Annotated in this window: 21 protein-coding genes and 1 pseudogene; 19 read left to right on the top strand and 3 right to left on the bottom strand. The window is 60.1% G+C overall.

Annotation, left to right across the window (positions count from 1 at the left end; genetic code table 11):
* Positions 1-44 precede the first annotated feature (44 nt).
* The 9 genes from argA to PverR02_RS30095 all read left to right on the top strand — a co-directional run bounded on the left by argA (position 45) and on the right by PverR02_RS30095 (position 9312).
* The gene (gene argA / locus PverR02_RS30135) at positions 45-1343 is read left to right on the top strand and encodes an amino-acid N-acetyltransferase (RefSeq protein ID WP_017845093.1); all 1299 of its coding nucleotides are present in this window, start codon (positions 45-47) and stop codon (positions 1341-1343) included.
* A gap of 734 nt (positions 1344-2077) precedes the next feature.
* On the top strand, positions 2078-3403 hold the full coding sequence (locus PverR02_RS30130; protein WP_046381709.1) for an OprD family porin: 1326 nt from the start codon (positions 2078-2080) through the stop codon (positions 3401-3403).
* Between the two features lie 276 nt (positions 3404-3679).
* On the top strand, positions 3680-4318 hold the full coding sequence (locus PverR02_RS30125; RefSeq protein ID WP_046381710.1) for a peroxiredoxin: 639 nt from the start codon (positions 3680-3682) through the stop codon (positions 4316-4318).
* Positions 4319-4637: 319 nt separating this feature from the next.
* Positions 4638-5231, top strand: a complete 594-nt coding sequence (ssuE, locus tag PverR02_RS30120; RefSeq protein ID WP_017845090.1) for an NADPH-dependent FMN reductase — start codon at positions 4638-4640, stop codon at positions 5229-5231.
* Between the two features lie 93 nt (positions 5232-5324).
* Positions 5325-6293 carry a sulfonate ABC transporter substrate-binding protein gene (locus PverR02_RS30115; protein ID WP_079444896.1) on the top strand — a complete coding sequence of 323 codons (969 nt, stop codon included), beginning with the start codon at positions 5325-5327 and terminating at the stop codon, positions 6291-6293.
* Positions 6294-6318: 25 nt separating this feature from the next.
* Complete coding sequence (gene ssuD, locus PverR02_RS30110) at positions 6319-7467, top strand: FMNH2-dependent alkanesulfonate monooxygenase (protein ID WP_046381712.1); 1149 nt, start codon at positions 6319-6321, stop codon at positions 7465-7467.
* Between the two features lie 9 nt (positions 7468-7476).
* The gene (gene ssuC / locus PverR02_RS30105) at positions 7477-8265 is read left to right on the top strand and encodes an aliphatic sulfonate ABC transporter permease SsuC (protein ID WP_046381713.1); all 789 of its coding nucleotides are present in this window, start codon (positions 7477-7479) and stop codon (positions 8263-8265) included.
* Positions 8262-9068 (top strand): aliphatic sulfonates ABC transporter ATP-binding protein, encoded by an 807-nt coding sequence (ssuB, locus tag PverR02_RS30100; protein ID WP_046381714.1) that lies wholly within the window; start codon positions 8262-8264, stop codon positions 9066-9068. Before ssuC ends, ssuB begins: the two co-directional genes overlap by 4 nt.
* A 28-nt stretch (positions 9069-9096) precedes the next feature.
* Entirely contained in the window at positions 9097-9312 is a 216-nt protein-coding gene (locus tag PverR02_RS30095; protein WP_017845085.1) for a TOBE domain-containing protein, read from the top strand.
* Between the two features lie 122 nt (positions 9313-9434).
* Here PverR02_RS30095 and PverR02_RS30090 read toward each other — a convergent pair whose 3' ends face one another.
* The gene (locus PverR02_RS30090; protein WP_079444895.1) at positions 9435-10076 is read right to left on the bottom strand and encodes a TetR/AcrR family transcriptional regulator; all 642 of its coding nucleotides are present in this window, start codon (positions 10074-10076) and stop codon (positions 9435-9437) included.
* A 232-nt stretch (positions 10077-10308) separates the two neighbouring features.
* Complete coding sequence (locus PverR02_RS30085; RefSeq protein WP_026139798.1) at positions 10309-11685, bottom strand: glutamine synthetase family protein; 1377 nt, start codon at positions 11683-11685, stop codon at positions 10309-10311.
* A gap of 278 nt (positions 11686-11963) precedes the next feature.
* On the opposite strand from PverR02_RS30085, the gene PverR02_RS32150 reads away from it, so the two are divergent.
* The 9 genes and pseudogenes from PverR02_RS32150 to PverR02_RS32145 form a co-directional block, all read left to right on the top strand.
* Entirely contained in the window at positions 11964-12236 is a 273-nt protein-coding gene (locus PverR02_RS32150; RefSeq protein ID WP_128192375.1) for a glutamine amidotransferase, read from the top strand.
* 118 nt (positions 12237-12354) lie between these two features.
* The gene (locus PverR02_RS30075; protein ID WP_017845082.1) at positions 12355-13713 is read left to right on the top strand and encodes a glutamine synthetase family protein; all 1359 of its coding nucleotides are present in this window, start codon (positions 12355-12357) and stop codon (positions 13711-13713) included.
* Positions 13714-13771: 58 nt separating this feature from the next.
* Positions 13772-15136, top strand: coding sequence for an aspartate aminotransferase family protein (locus tag PverR02_RS30070; protein ID WP_017845081.1), 1365 nt, complete (start codon positions 13772-13774; stop codon positions 15134-15136).
* A gap of 207 nt (positions 15137-15343) precedes the next feature.
* Positions 15344-16438 carry a polyamine ABC transporter substrate-binding protein gene (locus tag PverR02_RS30065; RefSeq protein WP_026139797.1) on the top strand — a complete coding sequence of 365 codons (1095 nt, stop codon included), beginning with the start codon at positions 15344-15346 and terminating at the stop codon, positions 16436-16438.
* A 239-nt stretch (positions 16439-16677) separates the two neighbouring features.
* Complete coding sequence (locus PverR02_RS30060; protein ID WP_017845079.1) at positions 16678-17772, top strand: polyamine ABC transporter substrate-binding protein; 1095 nt, start codon at positions 16678-16680, stop codon at positions 17770-17772.
* 67 nt (positions 17773-17839) lie between these two features.
* The gene (locus tag PverR02_RS30055; protein ID WP_017845078.1) at positions 17840-18982 is read left to right on the top strand and encodes an ABC transporter ATP-binding protein; all 1143 of its coding nucleotides are present in this window, start codon (positions 17840-17842) and stop codon (positions 18980-18982) included.
* A complete protein-coding gene (locus PverR02_RS30050) occupies positions 18979-19899 on the top strand; it encodes an ABC transporter permease subunit (protein ID WP_079444893.1) in 921 nt (306 codons plus the stop codon). Before PverR02_RS30055 ends, PverR02_RS30050 begins: the two co-directional genes overlap by 4 nt.
* The gene (locus PverR02_RS30045; protein WP_046381717.1) at positions 19896-20780 is read left to right on the top strand and encodes an ABC transporter permease subunit; all 885 of its coding nucleotides are present in this window, start codon (positions 19896-19898) and stop codon (positions 20778-20780) included. The genes PverR02_RS30050 and PverR02_RS30045 overlap by 4 nt, the downstream gene beginning before the upstream one ends.
* Before the next feature lie 136 nt (positions 20781-20916).
* Positions 20917-21018: pseudogene (locus tag PverR02_RS32145) on the top strand (putrescine ABC transporter permease PotI); the annotation flags it as partial.
* Positions 21019-21138: 120 nt separating this feature from the next.
* Here the strand turns inward: PverR02_RS32145 and PverR02_RS30035 are convergent.
* Positions 21139-21780, bottom strand: coding sequence for an HD domain-containing protein (locus PverR02_RS30035; RefSeq protein WP_017845076.1), 642 nt, complete (start codon positions 21778-21780; stop codon positions 21139-21141).
* A 250-nt stretch (positions 21781-22030) separates the two neighbouring features.
* Between PverR02_RS30035 and PverR02_RS30030 the strand changes: the two genes are divergently transcribed.
* Positions 22031-22996 (top strand): GlxA family transcriptional regulator, encoded by a 966-nt coding sequence (locus tag PverR02_RS30030; RefSeq protein ID WP_079444891.1) that lies wholly within the window; start codon positions 22031-22033, stop codon positions 22994-22996.
* The last annotated feature ends 32 nt before the right edge of the window (positions 22997-23028 follow it).

Below are 23028 nucleotides of genomic sequence, written 5' to 3'. Positions count from 1 at the left end.
GACTCATCCTTTTTCGGCTGCTTTTTATTACAGGCCCAGGTTCCATGCCCGACTACGTCAATTGGCTTCGTCACGCTTCGCCCTACATCAACGCCCACCGCGACTGCACCTTTGTGGTCATGCTGCCCGGCGACGGTGTGGATCATCCGAACTTCGGCAATATCGTCCACGACCTGGTGCTGCTCCACAGCCTGGGAGTGCGACTGGTGCTGGTCCACGGTTCGCGCCCACAGATTGAAGCGCGCCTTGAAGCGCGCGGGCTCAACCCGGTTTACCACAACGGCCTGCGCATCACCGATGCCGCCACGCTGGAGTGTGTGATCGATGCGGTCGGCCATCTGCGCATCGCCATTGAAGCGCGCCTGTCGATGGACATGGCCTCGTCGCCGATGCAGGGCTCGCGCTTGCGCGTGGCCAGCGGCAACCTGGTGACGGCGCGCCCGATCGGCGTGCTCGAAGGCGTGGACTTCCACCACACCGGCGAAGTGCGTCGGGTCGACCGCAAAGGCATCAATCGCCTGCTGGACGAGCGCTCCATCGTGCTGCTGTCGCCCCTGGGGTATTCGCCCACCGGCGAGATCTTCAACCTGGCCTGCGAAGACGTCGCCACCCGCGCCGCCATCGACCTGGCCGCCGATAAGTTGCTGCTGTTCGGTGCCGATCCTGGCTTGATCGATGAAAATGGCCGCCTGGTGCGTGAACTGCGCCCGCAACAAGTGCCGGCGCACCTGCAACGCCTGGGCAGCAACTACCAGGCTGAATTGCTCGATGCGGCTGCCGAAGCTTGCCGGGGCGGGGTCGGCCGCAGCCATATCGTCAGCTATGTCGAAGACGGTGCGTTGCTCACCGAACTGTTCACCCGTGATGGCGGCGGTACGCTGGTGGCCCAGGAACAATTCGAGCTGGTGCGCGAGGCGGCGATCGAAGACGTCGGCGGCTTGCTCGACCTGATCAGCCCGCTGGAAGAGCAGGGCATCCTGGTACGCCGTTCGCGGGAAGTGCTGGAGCGCGAGATCGAGCAGTTCAGCGTGGTCGAACGCGAAGGCATGATCATCGCCTGCGCGGCGCTGTATCAGATCGCCGATTCGGACGCGGGGGAGCTGGCGTGCCTGGCGGTCAACCCGGAGTATCGCCACGGCAGGCGCGGCGATGAACTGCTCGAGCGTATCGAGGCTCGCGCCCGGGCGCAGGGGTTGAAGACCCTGTTCGTGCTCACCACGCGCACGGCGCACTGGTTCCGCGAGCGCGGCTTTGTGCCCAGCAGCGTGGATCGCCTGCCTTCGGCGCGGGCATCGCTGTACAACTATCAGCGTAACTCGAAGATTTTCGAGAAGGCCCTGTAATACCCCGCCCTCCCAGCCTCTGAGCTGGTTTGCCTGCGATGCAGGCCTCGGTCGTTGCGTTAACCCGAGGTGATGCGTTCGCCGCCAAACCAGCTTGTCACTTCGAAAATCGGTACGTCCCACGGGCGAAGGGCGTAGCGATGACGTGGTCGATCAAACCCCGGGGTGCGTCATCGTGCCACCCGTGCCCCCTACTAAAGTTTAAGGATTCTTGATTTTGAGCCGATACGATCAAGACGTAGAGGGATAAATTGCGCGAAGCTTTCGCTGCCAGACGGCTCGATCGGCGGCTCTCAGGCCGGCATGAAATATTAGTGATACAAAAACTGTAACAAATTGACGGGAAGATGGGCGTTTGGCCATGATGGCGTCGCCTTTTTGATCCTGGGTGACGTATATGACGGTGCGTTCAGCTAAAAAGATCTAAAAAGCGATCAAGAAATGCCTTTTGGAAATTAGCTTATGCAAAGGTTCGTCTATGCTGACGCGTCTTGTTTCATGCAGAGGCTTATTCCAAAAGCGTATGAAAAAGAATGAAATAATTCTTTTTGGGTGTATGAAAAATTCATTACCCTGCAGGGACCAAACAAACTGCGATTAGACGAAGGTAGTAGACACACAAGGTTACGATTGACTTGGTAGTCACTATCTGGCGCTAATCGCGCATCTGTGGATCTCGGGCGTTAGACCCAGGACCAAAGAAATACAAAAATTAGAAATGAGAGGAGCGGTACATGAAGAAGTCCACATTGGCGTTGGCTATAGCGTTGGCGGCAATCGCCCAGCAAGCTGCAGCAGCCGGTTTCATTGAAGACAGTAAGGCCAGTGTCAGCTCGCGTACCTTGTATTTCGATAACGATCAGCGTGATGGTGGTGCTGATCAGCGCGAAACAGCCACCGGCCTGAAGTTCGATTACAAGTCCGGCTTCACTCAAGGTGTCGTTGGTTTTGGTATCGACGCCCAGGCATTGGTAGGTATTCACCTGGATGGTGGTCGGGGCCATCACCCAAACAACAACTCCTTCGTTCCAAGTGACTCCGATGGGTCTGCCGTAAGCAACTGGAGCAGTGCGAGTGCTAACGCCAAGGCCCGCTTCTCCAAGACTGAAGCACACCTGGGTGGTGCGCTGTCGCCGAACCTTCCAATCCTGATCGCCAGCGACGGCCGTTTGTTGCCGCAAACCTTTGAAGGCGGCACTGTCACTTCCAAAGAAATCGACAATGTGACCTTCAACGCCGGTCAACTCGAACATGCCACTGGTCGTGCTTCAAGCAACAGCACCGGCCTGGCCGTCAACGGCGGTACCGAGGAAAGCAATAAGTTCCGTTTTGGTGGCGCTGATTGGAAGGTCACCAAAGACTTGACCCTGCAGTACTACTACGCAAACCTCGAAGACTACTATAAGCAGCACTTCCTGGGCCTGTTGCACGTATACCCGATCAGCGAAGGTCAGTCCTTCAAGACCGACCTGCGCTACTTCGACAGCAGTTCTGATGGCAAGAACGGTCAGGCCGGCTATCGCTTCAACAACAACGGTGGTTACGCGAAGAACGCCGGCGAGGTTGATAACAAGACCTGGAGCGCCATGTTCACCTACACCCTGGGTGGCAGCGCCGTTATGCTCGGTCACCAGCGTGTCAACGATGACGGTGGTTTCGTCTGGCTGAACCAGGGTAGCGTTGTGGATGGTAATGGTCGTAACGAAGGTGCCGGCGGGTCGAGCTTCTACCTGTTCACCGACAGCATGATCAACTCCTTCGTCCGCGCGGGTGAAAACACCACCTTCGGTCAGTACTCTTACGACTTCGCTGCACTGGGTGTTCCAGGTCTGCGAACCTCGATTGCCTACTTGCACGGCGACAACATCAAAGCCGTGGGCGGTGGCAGTGATCAGTCCGAGTGGGAACGCGATATGCGTATCGACTACACCATTCAGGCCGGCGCGCTCAAAGGTTTTGGCACCACTCTGCGGCACGGTGCGTACCGTGGCAGCGGCACTGGTATCCAGGACCAGGATCAGACACGCCTGATCTTCAACTACACCTACAGCTTCTTGTAAGGCTGGATAAGGAAAACCTCGCGTTACCGCGAGGTTTTTCTCACGTTCAATCAAGTCGGGCTCAACCCCCGCAAGCCCTTCCTGACCCCCTCTTTTTTACAGCGTCTCAAGGCCTTCTCGAACCTTGAAACGAATGTTGACTCTCGCCTGCTCCAAGGTCCAGTGAACACATTTTTAATATTCCTATATCGTCTAGATAAATCGATATTTATTCTTTTTAAATAATCCGTAATCCATGCACAGTGGGCTCCATAAGCACTCATCAGGAGCCACACCATGAGCCTAAGACTGGGCGACATCGCCCCCGACTTCGAACAGGATTCCAGCGCCGGCAAGATTCGTTTCCACGAGTGGCTGGGCGACAGCTGGGGTGTGCTGTTTTCCCACCCGGCGGACTTCACGCCGGTATGCACCACCGAGCTGGGCTTCACCGCCAAACTCAAGGACGAATTCGCCAAGCGTGGCGTCAAGGCCATCGCCCTGTCGGTAGACCCGGTGGACTCGCACCTCAAGTGGATCGAAGACATCAACGAAACCCAGAACACGGTCGTCAACTTCCCGATCCTGGCCGACGCCGACCGCAAGGTCTCGGACCTCTACGACCTGATCCACCCGAATGCCAGTGACACCCTCACCGTGCGTTCCTTGTTCGTGATCGACCCGCACAAGAAGATCCGCCTGACGATCACCTACCCGGCCAGCACCGGGCGCAACTTCCATGAAATCCTGCGGGTTATCGACTCGTTGCAACTGACCGACAACTACAAAGTCGCCACGCCCGCCAACTGGCAGGACGGCGATGAGGTGGTGATCGTGCCGTCGCTCAAGGACGAGGAAGAAATCAAGAAACGCTTTCCCAAAGGGTACCGGGCGGTGAAGCCGTATCTGCGGCTGACACCGCAACCCAATCGCTGAATTACCTGTAGGAGCGAGCTTGCTCGCGAAGCATGCGCGGTTACTGCGGACATCCAGAAAGCCTGCGTCATCGTTGACGGTTTTCGCGAGCAGGCTCGCTCCTACAGATAGACGCTGTGTACTCACATGGCAGGGGTTTTGAGGCCGTTTCGACGGCCTTTTTTTTCGCTTGGCGATTGATGGATGGTTTATTCTTTTAAGGAATAAACAAATGAAAAAATAAGATTTATGGATATATAAATCTGCTGATATGGTCTGTTCCATCTTGGCGCCATCGCCACACAGCGAACCGCCGACACTTGCTAAAGGAATTTCCTACATGCTGGTCGTAACACTTGGAGGCAGTCCCAGCCAGCGTTCCCGCTCTGGGGTCTTGCTGGATAAAACCCGTCAGTGGCTGCAACAGCAGGGCGTGGAAGTGGTGAGTTATCAGATACGGGACTTCCCGGCCGAAGACTTGCTGCATGCGCGCTTCGACAGCCCCAAAGTCATCGACTTGTTGCAACAAGTGGCCAATGCCGACGGCCTGGTGATCGCCACGCCGGTGTACAAGGCCTCGTTCTCGGGCGCGCTGAAAACCGTGCTCGACCTGCTGCCCGAACGCGCCCTGGCCCACAAGGTGGTATTGCCCATCGCCACCGGCGGCAGCATCGCCCACATGCTGGCGGTGGACTACGCATTGAAGCCGGTGCTGTCGGCGCTCAAAGCCCAGGAATTGCTCCACGGGATCTTTGCCGAAGACAGCCAGATCGCTTACGGCGAAGGCAGTGCCCAGGCGCAACTGGTGCCGGTCCTCGAACAGCGCTTGAGCGAGGCCCTGGAAACCTTCTACGCCGCCATGGCCCGTCGCCCGAAACCGCTGGACCCGCATGTGTTGAATGAACGTTTGTTGAGTGCTCGCTGGAGCATTTAAGCCTTACCGATTCACGAAGTACTCACCTTACTCAGCCGCCAACGGCCAAGCAGGTGCAGCCTACCCCCCAATCGCATTTTTGGAGAGAGCGCCATGCTCACTGTCATCTTGCGTCGTGGTCTGGTCGCACTGTTTGCTGCGGCTGTGTCCTTCGGCGCCATTGTTCAAGCCCACGCTGCCGAAACCCTGCGGATCGGCTATCAGAAATACGGCACCCTGGTGCTGCTCAAGGCCAAGGGCACCCTGGAAAAGCGCCTGGCCGCCGACGGTGTGCAGGTGCAGTGGACCGAGTTCCCGGGCGGCCCGCAATTGCTCGAAGGCCTGAATGTCGGCTCGATCGACTTCGGCGTCACCGGCGAAACCCCGCCGGTATTCGCCCAGGCCGCCGGTGCCGATCTGCTCTACGTGGCCTACGAACCGCCGGCGCCGACCAGTGAAGCGATCCTGCTGCCGAAAGACTCGCCGATCAAATCGGTGGCCGAGCTCAAGGGCAAGAAAGTCGTGCTCAACAAGGGCTCCAACGTTCACTACCTGCTGGTGCGGGCCCTGGAAGATGCCGGCCTGAAATACACCGATGTACAGACCGTGTTCCTGCCGCCCGCCGATGCGCGTGCCGCGTTCGAGCGTGGCAGCGTAGACGCCTGGGTCATCTGGGACCCGTACCAGGCCGCCGCCGAGAAACAACTGCAAGCCCGCACCCTGCGTGACGGCAGCGGGATTGCCGACAACCACCAGTTCTACCTGGCCACCAGGCCCTACGCCGAAAAACACCCCGAAGTGATCAAGGCGCTGGTGGAAGAAGTGCGCGCGGTGGGCGAGTGGTCCAAGGCCAACCCGCAGCAAGTCACCGAACAGGTCGCGCCGCTGCTCGGCCTGCCGGCGGACATCACCCTGACCTCGGTGAAACGCCAGGGCTATGGCGCGCTGTTCCTGACCCCGGCGGTGGTCGCCGCGCAGCAGAAGATTGCCGACAGCTTCTACCAACTCAAATTGATCCCCAAACCCTTGAGCATCAAGGACGTGATCTGGACGCCACCTGCCGCCGTGGCCAGCGCGCCGTAATCCGACTTCTTCAGGAGACAACTCCATGAGCCTCACTATTTTCTGGTTCCTGCCTACCCACGGCGACGGTCATTACCTTGGCACCGCCGAAGGCGCTCGCGCCGTCGACCACGGTTATCTGCAGCAAGTGGCCCAGGCGGCCGACCGCCTTGGCTTCGGCGGGGTGCTGATCCCCACCGGGCGTTCCTGCGAAGACTCGTGGCTGGTGGCCGCTTCGCTGATCCCGGTGACCCAGCGTCTGAAGTTCCTGGTCGCGCTGCGCCCCGGGATCATTTCGCCAACGGTGGCCGCGCGTCAGGCCGCGACCCTCGATCGCCTGTCCGGCGGCCGTGCGCTGTTCAACCTGGTGACCGGCGGTGACCCGGAAGAATTGGCCGGCGACGGTCTGTTCCTCACTCACGAGGAGCGCTACCAGGCCTCGGTGGAGTTCACCCGCATCTGGCGTCGCGTGCTGGAAGGCGAAACCGTGGATTACGACGGCGAACACATCAGCGTCAAAGGCGCCAAACTGCTTTATCCGCCGATCCAGCAACCGCGTCCGCCGCTGTACTTCGGCGGTTCCTCCGAAGCCGCGCAGGACCTGGCGGCCGAACAGGTGGACATGGTGTTGACCTGGGGCGAGCCACCGGCCGCGGTCGCGGAAAAAATCGAACAGGTGCGGGCCAAGGCCGCAAAACTCGGGCGCACGGTGCGCTTCGGCATTCGTCTGCATGTGATCGTGCGCGAAACCAACGATGAAGCCTGGAAAGCCGCCGACAAACTGATCTCGCACCTGGACGACGACACCATCGCCCGTGCCCAGGCCTCGCTGGCGCGCTTTGATTCGGTCGGCCAGCAGCGCATGGCGGCCTTGCATGGCGGCAGCCGCGACAACCTCGAAGTCAGCCCCAACCTGTGGGCCGGCGTCGGCCTGGTGCGCGGCGGGGCCGGCACCGCGCTGGTGGGCGATGGCCCGACGGTTGCGGCGCGGGTCAAGGAATACGCGGCGCTGGGCATCGACACCTTTATCTTCTCCGGTTATCCACACCTGGAAGAATCGTATCGCGTCGCCGAGTTGCTGTTCCCGCACCTGGATATCGAACGCCCCGAGTTGCCGAAAAGTGCCGGCTACGTGAGCCCGTTCGGCGAGATGGTCGCCAACGACATCCTTCCCAAAGCGGCGTCACAGAGCTGAGGTGGCGCCATGAATGTGGAAAAACTGAGCCATCGCGTGGCGCCTTGGGTGCTGCCGGTGTTGCTGTTGGCGGTGTGGCAGTTGTCGGTGTCGGCGGGTTGGTTGTCGACGCGGATTCTGCCGGCGCCGAGCGCGGTGATCGAGGCCGGGGTCAACCTGGTACGCAGCGGTGAAATCTGGACGCACCTGGCCATCAGCGGCTGGCGCGCGGGCCTGGGTTTTGTGATCGGTGGCAGCATCGGTCTGGCCCTGGGCTTTATCACCGGCCTGTCGACATGGGGCGAGCGCCTGCTGGACAGCTCGGTGCAGATGATCCGCAACGTGCCGCACCTGGCGTTGATCCCGCTGGTGATCCTGTGGTTCGGCATTGACGAGACCGCGAAGATTTTCCTGGTCGCCCTCGGCACGCTGTTCCCGATCTACCTCAACACCTACCACGGCATCCGCAACGTCGACCCGGCGCTGGTGGAAATGGCCCGCAGCTACGGCTTGTCCGGCTTCAGCCTGTTCCGCCAGGTGATCCTGCCGGGCGCGCTGCCGTCGATCCTGGTGGGCGTGCGTTTTGCCCTGGGCTTCATGTGGCTGACGCTGATCGTGGCGGAAACCATTTCGGCCAGTTCCGGTATCGGTTACCTGGCGATGAACGCCCGTGAATTCCTGCAAACCGACGTGGTGGTGCTGGCCATCGTCATGTACGCGATTCTCGGCAAGCTGGCCGACCTCGCGGCGCGTGGCTTGGAGCGTGTGTGGCTGCGCTGGCATCCGGCTTATCAAGTGAATAAAGGAGGTGCGGCATGACCGCTCAACAACCTCCGCGCCTGCTGAAGGGGATTCCCCTGGCGGTGCGCAAATTGCGCAAGGCCTTTGGCGCGCGGGAAGTGCTCAAGGGCATCGACCTGCATATTCCGGCGGGCCAGTTCGTTGCCGTGGTCGGCCGCAGTGGCTGCGGTAAAAGTACCTTGCTGCGCCTGCTGGCCGGCCTCGACAAGGCCAGCAGCGGTGAGCTGCTGGCCGGCTCCGCGCCGCTTGGCGCGGCGATCGAAGACACGCGGTTGATGTTCCAGGAAGCGCGTCTGCTGCCGTGGAAAAAGATCATCGACAACGTCGGCCTCGGCCTCAAGGGCAACTGGCGTCCCAAGGCGCTGGAAGCGCTCGAAGCAGTCGGCCTGGCCGAGCGTGCGAATGAGTGGCCGGCGGCCTTGTCCGGTGGCCAGAAGCAGCGTGTGGCCCTGGCGCGTGCGTTGATTCATCAGCCGCGTCTGCTGTTGCTCGATGAGCCGTTGGGCGCGCTGGATGCGTTGACCCGCATCGAGATGCAGCAACTGATCGAAAGCCTCTGGCAGAAGCATGGTTTCACCGTGTTGCTGGTAACCCACGACGTCAGCGAAGCCGTGGCCATTGCCGACCGGGTGATCCTGATCGAAGACGGCGAAATCGGCCTCGACCTGATTGTCGACCTGCCGCGTCCACGCGCCCGAGGCTCGCATCGCCTGGCCGCGCTCGAAGCGCAGGTGCTCAACCGTGTGCTGTCGCTGCCCGGCACCCCGCCGGAACCCGAACCTGTTTCACCGTTGCCTACGCAATTGCGGTGGGCGCAATAACTCACTTGTCCCATGAAGGAAAAACGACATGACTATCAAAGCCATCAACGTGCGTAACCAGTTCAAAGGCACCGTCAAGGAAATCGTCGAAGGCGACGTGCTCTCGGAAATCGACGTGCAGACCGCGTCCGGGATCGTGACGTCGGTGATCACCACCCGTTCGGTCAAGGAGTTGGAGCTGGTGATCGGCAGCGAGGTGATTGCCTTCGTCAAATCCACCGAGGTGTCGATCGCCAAGTTGTGATCACTTGAGGGCGCTATCGGGAGCAAGCTCCCTCCCACATTCGAACCGGTTTCTTCAGGAAAACTCGGTCACATGTGGGAGGGAGCTTGCTCCCGATGAGGCCCTGCCAGACAACACATCCATCAGACAGTGACGCCCCGCTTGGGCAAATACGCCGGCAGATAAAGCCCCACATATGCATCGAACACGCGCATGCCTTCCTCAGCCATGCGCGGCGTGATCAGCCCATGCTGATGCACCGAACGCGCATACACGCGATCACTCAATTCCAGCGCCAGCGCGAACACGTCCACATCGGTGGGCAGGGTCGGCACTTCGAAATGCCGGTTGAATACGGCCAGCATCAAGTCACCCAACTCCAGATCGTGCTGGCGGTCGGCCTGATTCACTTCGGTCAGCCCGTGCTGGGTCAGGATCAACTGGCGGGCGGCGGCGTCGTTGCTGTAGATGGTGAGCATGCGCTGTTCGACGATGTAAGACAGGTCGCGCCAATACTTGAGTGAATCATGCGCGATGGGCGCCTGGATTGCGGCGCGGAATGCCGCATGGACGTCGGCGGTCAACGCTTCCAGCAGCGCCGGCACGCTGGCGAAAAAGTGATACACCGACGATGGCGGAATCTGTGCGCGCTCGGCCACGCTGTAGATCGACAAACCGGCCACGCCTTCGGACGCCAGCAACGTGCGGGCGGCGTCGAGGATCGCGTCGATCCGGGCCTGGCTGCGGGCGCGGGGTTTGCGAGGGGCGGCGGGGCGGGTGGTCATGGAAGTCTCCTACAAGGCAGCGGGCATTGTATGAGCAGGAACCGGTGTTGTCTGCCAGGCCGCCATCGGGAGCAAGCTCCCTCTCACACTCGAACCGGTTTCTTCAGGAAAACTCGTTCAAATGTGGGAGGGAGCTTGCTCCCGATGGCGGCCAACTCGGTCTACCAAAAGCAACCCATAAAAAAACGCCACAGACCAAAGGCCTGCGACGTTTTTTCAGTGCAACCAGCGCTTACACGGTATGCAGGTACCAGTTGTACTCAAGGTCGGAAATGGAGTGTTCGAACTCTTCCAGCTCACTTTCCTTACAGGCGACGAAGATATCGATGTATTTAGGATCGATGTACTTGGCCATCACCTCGCTGTCGTCCAACTCGCGCAGGGCATCGCGCAGGTTGTTCGGCAGGCTTTGTTCGTTCTGCTCGTAGCTGTTGCCTTCCACTGGCGCGCCCGGTTCGATCTTGTTGGTCAGGCCGTGGTGTACGCCCGCCAGGACCGAAGCCATCAGCAGGTAGGGGTTGGCATCGGCACCGGCCACGCGGTGTTCGATACGCACGGAGTCGGCCGCGCCGGTCGGCACGCGGATCGCCACGGTGCGGTTGTCCAGGCCCCAGCACGGCGAGTTCGGCACGTAGAACTGTGCGCCGAAACGACGGTAGGAGTTGACGTTGGGGCACAGGAACGCCATTTGGGCGGGTAGGGTCTCCAGCACACCGCCGATCGCGTGACGCAATGCGGCGTTCTGCTCGGGATCCTCGCTGGCAAAGATGTTCTTGCCGTCCTTGTCCAGGATCGAAATGTGTACGTGCAAACCGTTGCCTGCCTGGCCTGGGTAAGGCTTGGCCATGAAGGTGGTGTCCATCTCATGGTCGTAGGCGATGTTCTTGATCAGGCGCTTGAGCAGTACCGCGTAGTCGCAGGCCTTGATCGGGTCGGCCACGTGGTGCAGGTTCACTTCGAACTGCGCCGGGGCACTTTCCTTGACGATGGCATCAGCCGGGATGCCTTGCTCTTTGGCACCTTCCAGGATGTCCTGGAGGCAGTCGACATATTCGTCGAGGTCGTCGATCAGGTAGACCTGTGTCGAGTGCGGGCGTTTGCCGGAGATCGGCGAGCGGGGCGGTTGTGGGCGGCCGTTCACGTTCTCCTGGTCGATCAGGTAGAACTCAAGCTCGAAGGCAGCGCAGATAGTCAGACCGAGGTCGTCGAATTTGCTTACAACCTGACGCAGTACTTCGCGCGGATCGGCGAAGAAAGGTTCACCTTCAATTTCGTGCATGGTCATCAGCAGTTGCGCGGTCGGGCGCTTTTGCCAAGGTTCATTGCACAGGGTGTCGGGGATTGGATAACAGATTCGGTCAGCATCACCGATGTCCAGGCCCAGGCCGGTGCTTTCCACCGTTGAGCCGTTGATATCCAGGGCAAATAAAGAGGCAGGCAAGTTAATGCCTTTCTCGTAAACCTTGTGGAGGCTGGTGCGTTCGATGCGCTTACCGCGCACCACACCATTCATATCCGCAATTAGAAGGTCTACGTACAGAACCTCAGGATGATCCTTAAGGAACGCGTTCGCTTCGTTAAGCTGAACGGCACGCGGGGGTACCGACATGATGCAACACCTTTGTTGTTAAAAATATCAATCATTGATCTTTTCAGGTTTCAGTCAACCCGAACGGCATGCCGAAGTCAAGCGAGGCCTTTTTTGCCCCAAAAAAGCGCCACGAGGGCTTTTTTGGGGCTTTTTGGGGCGGTTTTGCTCGGTTGCCCGGCTTGGGACTAGCAGGCTTGAGCGGGCCGTGTTGTATTTTTTACGGGGGTGTTGTGTAAAAAAATGAACAAGGCTAAGCTCGATTCAAACCCATAACAGCAATAATACCGGGGTGCTTCATGTCTGGCCTGCCGTTAATCGGCATCACCACCTGCGCGAAACAGGTCGGTCTGCATGCTTTTCAGATCCGTGTCGAATGTTGCGAACGCGCATTCCCATTGATGATTCCATCCCCGATAAGCCCCTTCGATCCGGCCATTATTCTTGACGGCCAGGACGCTGTTCGCGTGCCCCGTTCATTTTCTTGTACTCGCCCTTTTCATGACGCCGGTCCTGCCTTTTTTGCGGTTGCCGCTCATTATCCTGCACGGGAGGCAAGCCTTTTGCTTTAGGAGTGCAACGGCACCCCAAATGGCGGTTAAGCTCCCACTCTGATGAACCAGCGACGCCGATGCGTCAACCGACGCCTGACCTTTAATGAACGTCAGGAAACCCAGCCCAGAGGCATTTATGAGTAACAACCTCGACCAGCTCACCGATTGGTTGAAAGACCACAAGATCACAGAAGTCGAATGCATGATTGGCGACCTCACCGGTATCACCCGGGGCAAGATCTCGCCGACCAACAAGTTCATCGCCGAGAAAGGCATGCGCCTGCCCGAGAGCGTTCTGTTGCAGACCGTGACCGGCGACTATGTCGAAGACGACATCTATTACGAATTGCTCGACCCGGCCGACATCGACATGATCTGCCGCCCCGACCAGAACGCGGTGTTCCTGGTGCCGTGGGCCATCGAGCCTACCGCCCAGGTGATCCACGACACCTACGACAAGCAAGGCAACCCGATCGAGCTGTCGCCGCGCAACGTGCTCAAGAAAGTCCTCAAGCTCTACGCCGACAAAGGCTGGCAGCCGATCGTGGCGCCGGAGATGGAGTTCTACCTGACCAAGCGCTGCGAAGACCCGGACTTCCCGCTGCAACCGCCGATCGGCCGTTCCGGGCGCCCGGAAACCGGTCGGCAGTCGTTCTCTATAGAAGCGGCCAACGAATTCGACCCGCTGTTCGAGGACGTCTACGACTGGTGCGAACTGCAGGAGCTGGACCTCGACACCCTGATCCACGAGGACGGCACGGCGCAGATGGAAATCAACTTCCGTCACGGCGACGCGCTGTCCCTGGCCGACCAGATCCTGGTGTTCAAGCGCACCATGCGTGAAGCCGCGCTCAAGCACGACGTGGCCGCCACCTTCATGGCCAAGCCGATGACCGGCGAGCCCGGCAGCGCGATGCACCTGCACCAGAGCATCATCGACATCGCCACCGGCAAGAACGTCTTCTCCAATGAAGACGGGACCATGAGCCAACTGTTCCTCAACCACATTGGCGGCCTGCAGAAATTCATCCCCGAATTGCTGCCGCTGTTTGCCCCCAACGTGAACTCGTTCCGCCGCTTCCTGCCGGACACTTCGGCACCGGTGAACGTGGAGTGGGGCGAAGAAAACCGCACCGTCGGCCTGCGCGTACCGGATGCCGGCCCGCAGAACCGTCGCGTGGAAAACCGCCTGCCGGGCGCAGACGCCAACCCGTACCTGGCGATCGCCGCCAGCCTGTTGTGCGGCTACATCGGCATGGTCGAAGGGCACAACCCAAGCGCGCCGGTCGTCGGCCGTGGTTACGAGCGGCGCAACCTGCGCCTGCCGTTGACCATCGAAGACGCCCTGGAACGTATGGAAAACAGCAAGACCATCGAGAAATACCTGGGTCACAAATTCATCACTGGCTACGTCGCGGTCAAGCGGGCCGAGCATGAAAACTTCAAGCGCGTGATCAGTTCGTGGGAGCGGGAGTTCCTGCTCTTCGCCGTCTGATGCGCCGGGCGCGCCCGTTGAACGGCGCGCCCTCCACTGAAAAGTCTAGGAGATTGGTATGTCCAGCAACAACCCGCAAACCCGTGAATGGCAAGCCTTGAGCAGTGATCACCACCTGGCGCCGTTCAGCGACTTCAAGCAGTTGAAAGAGAAAGGCCCACGGATCATTACTAAAGCCCACGGTGTTTACTTGTGGGACAGCGAAGGCAACAAGATCCTCGACGGCATGGCCGGCCTGTGGTGCGTGGCGATCGGTTACGGTCGCGATGAACTGGCTGACGCCGCCGCCAAGCAGATGAAAGAACTGCCGTACTACAACCTGTTCTTCCAGACCGCCCACCCGCCGGTGCTGGAACTGGCCAAGGCGATCTCCGACGTTGCACCGGCCGGCATGAACCACGTGTTCTTCACCGGTTCCGGCTCCGAAGGCAACGACACCATGTTGCGCATGGTCCGCCACTATTGGGCGATCAAGGGCCAGCCGAACAAGAAAATCATCATCAGCCGCAAGAATGGCTACCACGGCTCCACCGTGGCCGGCGCCAGCCTCGGCGGCATGACTTATATGCATGAGCAGGGCGATCTGCCGATCCCGGGCATCGTCCACATCGCCCAGCCGTACTGGTTTGGCGAAGGCGGCGACATGAGCCCCGAAGAGTTCGGTGTGTGGGCCGCCAACCAGCTGGAAGCGAAGATTCTGGAACTGGGCGTGGACAATGTCGGCGCCTTCATTGCCGAGCCGATCCAGGGCGCCGGTGGCGTGATCGTGCCGCCGGACAGCTACTGGCCGCGCATCAAGGAAATCCTCGCCAAGTACGACATCCTGTTCGTCGCCGACGAGGTGATCTGCGGTTTCGGCCGTACCGGCGAGTGGTTCGGCAGCGATTTCTACGACCTCAAGCCGGACATGATGACCATCGCCAAGGGCCTGACCTCGGGCTACATCCCGATGGGTGGCCTGATTGTGCGCGACGAGGTGGTGGCGGTGCTGAATGAAGGCGGCGATTTCAACCACGGCTTCACCTACTCCGGTCACCCGGTGGCTGCGGCGGTCGCTCTGGAAAACATCCGCATCATGCGCGATGAACAAATTATTAAGCGTGTGCATGATGAAACGGCACCGTATTTGCAGAAACGTCTGAGGGAGCTGGCTGATCATCCGTTGGTGGGTGAAGTGCGTGGTGTCGGCATGCTCGGTGCGATTGAACTGGTTCAGGACAAAGCGACGCGCAAGCGTTACGAAGGCCGCGGTGTTGGCATGATCTGCCGAACCTTCTGCTTCGAGAATGGCCTGATCATGCGCGCCGTGGGTGACACCATGATCATTTCGCCGCCGCTGGTGATCAGCAAGACCGAAATCGACGAGCTGGTGACCAAGGCTCGTCATTGCCTGGACCTGACTTTGGCGGCATTGCAGGGCTAAGTGCTAGGCTCAGAACGCAGTGACTCTCGGGCGCTGCGTTCGGGCAGTTATAAAAGTGGGGGGTTAGTTGAAAGCCGGCCCCCTAACTTGCCAGACTGTAGTCCTGTTTTGCTGCCCTTCGACGGGCTGCCGAACAGCTGTATATCGATGAAGCATGCTGCGGCCCAAAAAAGAAAATTGGAGCATCACCAAATGAAGGCATTAGGTTTGAAGAACGCTGGCAAGACCCTCCTCGCGTTGTCCCTGATGGGCGCAATGGCGGGCGCGGCCCAGGCAGACGATAAAGTGCTGCACATCTATAACTGGTCCGACTACATTGCTCCGGACACCATCGCCAACTTTGAAAAAGAGTCGGGCATCAAAGTGGTGTACGACGTATTCGACAGCAACGAGACCCTTGAAGCCAAGTTGCTGGCAGGCAAGTCCGGTTACGACATCGTCGTACCGTCGAACAACTTCCTCGCCAAGCAGATCAAGGCCGGCGTCTACCAGGAGCTGGACAAGTCCAAGCTGTCCAACTACGAAAACCTGAACACGTCGCTGCTCAAGGCCGTGTCGGTCAGCGACCCGGACAACAAGCACGCTTTCCCGTACATGTGGGGTTCGATCGGCATCGGTTACAACCCGGAGAAGGTCAAGGCCGCGCTGGGCGTCGACAAGATCGATTCGTGGGACATCCTGCTCAAGCCGGAAAACATCGCCAAGCTCAAGAGCTGCGGTGTGAGCTTCCTCGATTCGCCAACCGAAATGCTGCCGATCGCGCTGCATTACCTGGGCCTGCCGACCGACAGCCAGAAGAAAGCCGACCTCAAGCAAGCTGAAGACCTGTTCCTGAAGATCCGTCCTTCGATCGGCTACTTCCACTCGTCCAAGTACATCTCCGACCTGGCCAACGGCAACATCTGCGTAGCCGTGGGTTACTCGGGTGACATCCAGCAGGCCAAATCCCGCGCGGCTGAAGCCGGTGGCAAGGTGAAAGTGGCGTATGACATTCCGAAGGAAGGCGCCGGCAGTTTCTATGACATGGTCGCCATCCCTAAAGATGCCGAAAACGTCGAAGCGGCCTACAAGTTCATGAACTACCTGCTCGAGCCGAAAGTCATGGCTGCGATCACCAACAGCGTGCGTTTCCCGAACGGTAACGAGAAAGCCACCGCATTGGTCGACAAAGACATCACCAGCGACCCAGGCATCTACCCGCCAGCGGACGTGCAAGCCAAGCTGTATGCCATTGCCGACTTGCCGGCAGCGACTCAGCGTGAAATGACCCGTAGCTGGACCAAAATCAAATCGGGCAAATAAGCGAGGTAACCTGTAGGAGCGAGCTTGCTCGCGAAAATCGTCAACGATAACGCAGCGCCTCTGGTCGCCCGCGTTGCCTGTGAGTTCTTCGCGAGCAAGCTCGCTCCTACAAAGAGCGGCAGCCGTACAGTAATTAAATGACAGAAAGTTTTGCCGGATCGGTTTATCGAGGGTAAGTTGCGCGCCGGTTTTGTTGCCGGGCAACAACTTTGGGCCCAACTATTTAAGAGGACCTCCACTTGCCATTTTCTTTATTTCGCCAAGCCTTGCTGGTAGGTGCAGGTATCACGCTGGCTGTCAGCGTGCAGGCCGCATCGACTGTGCATGTTTATAACTGGTCGGACTACATCGGCCCCGACACCCTGGCCAACTTTGAAAAGGCCTCCGGTATCAAGCCTGTGTATGACGTGTTTGATTCCAACGAAACCCTGGAAGGCAAGTTGCTGGCCGGACGTACCGGTTACGACGTGGTGGTGCCGTCCAATCACTTCCTCGGCAAACAGATCAAGGCCGGGGCGTTCCAGAAGCTCGACAAGTCGTTGCTGACTCACTACGCCAACCTCGACCCGGCGCTGCTCAAGCGCCTGGAAAAGAACGACCCGGGCAACCAATACGCCGTGCCGTACCTGTGGGGCACCAACGGCATCGGTTACAACGTCGATAAAGTCAAAGAAGTGCTGGGCGTCGACAAGATCGACTCCTGGGCCGTGCTGTTCGAGCCGGAAAACATGAAGAAGCTCGCGACGTGCGGCGTGTCCTTCATGGACTCGGCAGATGAAATGCTGCCGGCGGTGCTCAACTACATGGGCCTGAACCCCAACAGCGAGAACCCCGAAGACTACAAGAAGGCCGAAGCGAAACTGCTGAAAGTGCGGCCTTATGTGACCTACTTCCATTCTTCCAAATACATCTCCGACCTGGCCAACGGCAACATCTGCGTGGCGGCCGGGTTCTCCGGCGATGTGTTCCAGGCCAAGGCCCGCGCAGCCGAGGCGGGCAAGGGCGTGAACATCGCCTACGCGATTCCGAAAGAAGGCGGCAACCTGTGGTTTGACGTGCTGGCGATCCCCAAGGACGCGACCAACGTTAAAGAAGCCCACGCCTTCATCAACTATTTACTGCAACCTGAGGTTATCGCTCAGGTCAGTGATTACGTCGGTTATGCCAACCCTAACCCAGGGGCGGACGCACTGATGGAGCAATCGATACGCACCGACGAAGCGGTTTACCCACCGCAGGCGGTTCTCGACCGGACATTTGTCAACTTCGAGCTACCCCCGAAAGTGCAGCGTTTAATGACCCGTAGCTGGACCAAGGTCAAGACGGGCAAGTAAGGCTCAAACTATCCTGGGTTCGCCCGCGTCGGGCGAACTGCACTCTTTTTTTTTGGGAGTTTCGTAAATGGCAGTTGCCTCCGGCGCCTATAAGAAAGCCCTCGAGGGCGACCAGACACCGAAAAAGGTGCTGGTCAAAATCGACCGGGTCACGAAGAAGTTCGACGAGACGATTGCCGTGGACGATGTGTCCCTGGAAATCAAGAAAGGCGAGATCTTCGCCTTGCTCGGCGGTTCGGGTTCGGGCAAATCCACCTTGTTGCGCATGCTCGCAGGTTTCGAGCGCCCAACCGAGGGTCGCATTTACCTCGACGGTGTGGACATCACCGACATGCCTCCCTACGAGCGGCCGATCAACATGATGTTCCAGTCCTACGCGCTGTTCCCGCACATGACCGTGGCGCAGAACATCGCGTTTGGCCTGCAACAGGACAAGATCCCCAAGGCCGAAGTCGACGCCCGCGTGGCCGAGATGCTCAAGCTGGTGCAGATGAGCCAGTACGCCAAGCGCAAGCCGCACCAGTTGTCCGGTGGCCAGCGCCAGCGTGTGGCCCTGGCCCGTTCCCTGGCCAAGCGCCCGAAACTGCTGCTGCTCGATGAGCCGATGGGGGCGCTGGACAAGAAACTGCGTTCGCAGATGCAGCTGGAACTGGTGGAAATCATCGAGCGCGTCGGCGTGACCTGCGTGATGGTGACCCACGACCAGGAAGAGGCCATGACCATGGCCGAGCGCATCGCGATCATGCACCTGGGCTGGATCGCGCAGATCGGCAGCCCGGTCGACATCTACGAGACGCCGACCAGCCGCCTGGTGTGCGAGTTCATCGGCAACGTCAACATCTTCGACACCCAGGTGGTCGACGACGCTGAAGGCCACGCAGTGCTCAAGTGCCCGGACCTGGACCGCGACATCTACGTCGGCTACGGCATCGCCACTTCGGTGGAAGACAAGTCGGTGACCTACGCCATCCGCCCGGAAAAACTGCTGGTCACCACCCAAATGCCGACCTGCGAGCACAACTGGTCCAGCGGCAAGGTCCACGACATCGCCTACCTCGGCGGCCACTCGGTGTTCTACGTCGAGTTGCCGAGCGGCAAGCTCGTGCAATCCTTCGTCGCCAACGCCGAACGCCGTGGCCAGCGCCCAACCTGGGGTGATCAGGTGTACGTGTGGTGGGAAGACGACAGCGGCGTGGTACTTCGCTCATGAACATGAAAAAATTCAAGCGCCAGCTGCAACGAATAACCCCCGGTGGCCGGCATGTGGTCATCGGGATCCCTTTCCTCTGGCTGTTCCTGTTCTTCATGCTGCCGTTCTTCATCGTCCTGAAGATCAGCTTTGCCGAAGCCGACGTGGCGATCCCGCCTTACACCGAGATCTACACCTTCGTTGAGCAGAAGCTGCAACTGGTGCTGAACCTGGCCAACTACGCGATGCTCGGCGACGATGAGTTGTACATCGCCGCGTACCTGGGCTCGCTGAAGATGGCGTTCTTCAGCACCCTGCTGTGCCTGGTGATCGGCTACCCGATGGCCTATGCGATTGCCAGTGCGCGCAAAGAGATGCAGACCGTCCTCGTGCTGCTGATCATGATGCCGACCTGGACCGCGATCCTGATCCGCGTGTACGCGTGGATGGGCATCCTCAGCAACAACGGCTTGCTCAACAGCTTCCTGATGTCCATCGGGCTGATCAACGAGCCGCTGCAGATCCTCAACACCAACATCGCGGTGTATATCGGCGTGGTCTATTCGTACCTGCCGTTCATGATCCTGCCGCTGTACGCCAACCTGGTGAAACATGACCAGAGCCTGCTGGAAGCTGCCTCGGACCTGGGTTCGAGCACCTTCAACAGCTTCTGGAGGATCACCGTGCCGCTGTCCAAGAACGGCATCATCGCCGGTTGCATGCTGGTCTTCATCCCGGTGGTGGGCGAGTTCGTGATCCCGGAACTGCTCGGCGGCCCGGAAACCCTGATGATCGGTAAAGTGTTGTGGCAAGAATTCTTCAACAACCGTGACTGGCCGGTGGCTTCTGCCCTGGCGGTGGTGATGCTGGCGATCCTGATCGTGCCGATCATCCTGTTCAACCGCAGCCAAGCCAAAGAGATGGAGGGCAAGATATGAAGCGCGTCAGTTTCTCAAGCTTCATGCTGGTGGCGGGGTTGTTGTTCATCTACCTGCCGATGCTGATCCTGGTGATCTACTCGTTCAACGAATCCAAGCTGGTGACGGTGTGGGGCGGTTGGTCGATCAAGTGGTACGTGGGCCTGTTGGACAACACCCAATTGATGGGCTCGGTGGCACGCTCGCTGGAAATCGCCTGCTACACGGCCATCGCGGCCGTGGCACTGGGTACGCTGGCGGCGTTCGTGCTGACACGCATCAGCCAATTCAAGGGTCGCACGCTGTTCGGCGGCCTGGTGACCGCGCCGTTGGTCATGCCCGAGGTGATCACCGGTCTGTCGCTGTTGCTGCTGTTCGTGGCGATGGCGCAGATGATCGGTTGGCCCCAGGAACGTGGCATCGTCACCATCTGGATCGCCCACACCACGTTCTGCGCGGCGTATGTGGCAGTGGTGGTGTCGGCGCGCTTGCGCGAGCTGGACCTGTCGATCGAAGAAGCGGCGATGGACCTGGGCGCGCGGCCGTGGAAGGTGTTCTTCCTGATCACCATCCCGATGATCGCGCCGTCGTTGGCGGCGGGTGGGATGATGTCCTTCGCGCTGTCCCTCGATGACCTGGTACTCGCCAGCTTCGTGTCGGGCCCGGGTTCGACCACCTTGCCGATGGAAGTCTTCTCGGCGGTGCGCCTGGGGGTCAAACCGGAGATCAACGCCGTGGCCAGCCTGATTCTGCTGGCGGTGTCGTTGGTGACTTTCCTGGTGTGGTTCTTCAGCCGACGTGCCGAAGAGATGCGCAAGAAGGCGATCCAGCAAGCGATCGAAGAAGCGGCCGCCGATGGCTGGCAGCAGCCGGACAAGCGTCGGGCGCCTGCGCCGGTCTAATGGCCGACACGGTGCAAATGTGGGAGGGGGCTTGCCCCCGATAGCAGAGTGTCAGTCACTGAAGCTGTGACTGATCCACCGCCATCGGGGGCAAGCCCCCTCCCACATTTTGACCGCGTTCCAGGTTGATCAGGCCGTCCACATCTGGATCACCCACACCACGTTCTGCGCGGCGTATGTGGCGGTGGTGGTGTCGGCGCGCTTGCGCGAGCTGGACCTGTCGATCGAAGAAGCGGCCAGCCGATGGCTGGCAGCAGCCGGACAAGCGTCGGGCGCCTGCGCCGGTCTAATGGCCGACACGGTGCAAATGTGGGAGGGGGCTTGCCCCCTCCCACATTTTGACCGCATTCCAGGTTGATCAGGCCGTCCACGGCGACTGGCGAATCACCTCGACAAAGTTCATCGGCTTGAACCCCGGCTCCTGATCCACCAGCACATCGGTCTTCACGTTGCCGAACGTGGTCTGCGGGCGATGGCGCAAGCCGTCGGCGAACGCGCAGATGATGCATTCCTTGAACCCTTCACCGCGTGGATGTGCATGCACCACGGCTTCGCGCTGCACGGGGGTAAATGCGGCGTAGTCCATGCCCAGCACGTCCATCTCGACGCCGGCGGTGACCAGCGCCACGGTCGGCCGCAGATGCTGTGGCACGCCCGGCGTGGTGTGCAGTGCGATGGACAGCCACACCTGTTCGATGTCGTCATCGCTCAGCCCATGCGGCTTGAGGAAGTCCGCCGCCGCGTTGGCGCCGTCGACTTCGAAACGCTGGTCGTCGCTGCGATGGCCTTCGACCAGGCCCAGGTCATGGAACATCGCGCCGACGTAAAGCAGCTCCGGGTTATAGGCCAGTTGCTTGCGCTCACCGCTCAACGCACCGAACAGAAACACCCGGCGCGAGTGGTGGTAGAGCAGGTCGGATTCGATATCGCGGATGTAGTCGGTGGTGGCCCTGGCCAGGGCGCTGTCCGGGATCTTGATGCCGGCGATGCTGGTGCTCATGGTCGTTCTCCGCAAGAAAGCGCCGGGGTGGCGCCGAGGCAGCCAGTCTGGTCGCGCGCCGGGGAAGGGGCTATCGCAGCGAGGGTGCGATGTCGGCCAATGTGCTGCTACATCGTGCCAAGTGAAAGTCGGCTAGGGTGTAGCTGGCGATATCACCCTTGAAGCCTGCGAAAATCCAAAGGTGGAAGGGCGTTTGCCCCCTCCCACAGGGGTTCTGTGTTTATCCGGTTAGGTAAAGGTGTGCCTGTTCATGAGCAAGACCGTCGGCATTCTGATCTTCCCCGGCGTCCAGTCACTGGACGTGACCGGCCCGCTGGATGTGTTCTGCGAGGCGAACCGTTTCCTGTCGCCCGAAGACCAGTACCAGTTGGACGTGATCGGCCTGGACCACGGCAATATGGCCTGTTCCAACGGCCTGTCGTTGCAGGCCCATCGGCATTACCGCGAAGCGTTGCAAGCCTATGACCTGCTTCTGGTCGCCGGCGGGCCGCAGCTGCCTTTCGAGGATTTCGGCGCGCACTTCGATGATTGGCTGCGCGGGGCCGCGGCGCGGGCGCAGCGCTTCGGTTCGATTTGCAACGGCGCTTTCATACTGGCCCGCGCCGGCCTGCTCGACGGGAAAACCGTCACCACCCATTGGGGCGATGCCGCCGACCTGGCGCGGTTGTGCCCCAGCACCCGGGTCGAGGCCGACCATCTCTATATGCAGGACGGCAACCTCTACACCTCGGCCGGGGTCACGGCGGGGATCGACCTGTCGCTGTACCTGCTGGCCCAGGACCACGGGCCGGAAGTGGCGTTGAGCGTGGCCAAGCGCTTGGTGGTGTTCACCCAGCGTGCGGGCGGGCAGTCGCAGTTCAGCCCGTTCCTCACGCCCCACGCCGAAACCACCTCGGCGGTGGCGCTGGTGCAGGTGTATGTGCTGGCGAACCTGACCGGCGACCTGACCATCGCGGACCTGGCCAACGCGGCCAATATGAGTGCGCGCAACTTCTCCCGGGTGTTCGCCCGTGAAGCGCGGATCACCCCGGCGGAGTTCGTCGAGCGGGCGCGGGTGGATGCGGCGCGGGTGATGCTCGAAAGCAGCCGCGCACCGCTCAAGACCGTGGCCTATCAATGCGGGTTTCGCGATGCCCAGCACATGCGCAGCGTGTTCAACCGCCGACTGGGGGTGACGCCGCAACAGTTCCGGCTCAACTTCGCCGCGCCGGTGTAGGGGCAACACCGCAGATACAAGCCCCCTCCCAC

Origin of the sequence: Pseudomonas veronii (assembly GCF_002028325.1) — a bacterium.
In the GTDB taxonomy this organism is placed as follows: domain Bacteria; phylum Pseudomonadota; class Gammaproteobacteria; order Pseudomonadales; family Pseudomonadaceae; genus Aquipseudomonas; species Aquipseudomonas veronii.
This window is presented reverse-complemented; position numbering and strand designations above follow the sequence as displayed.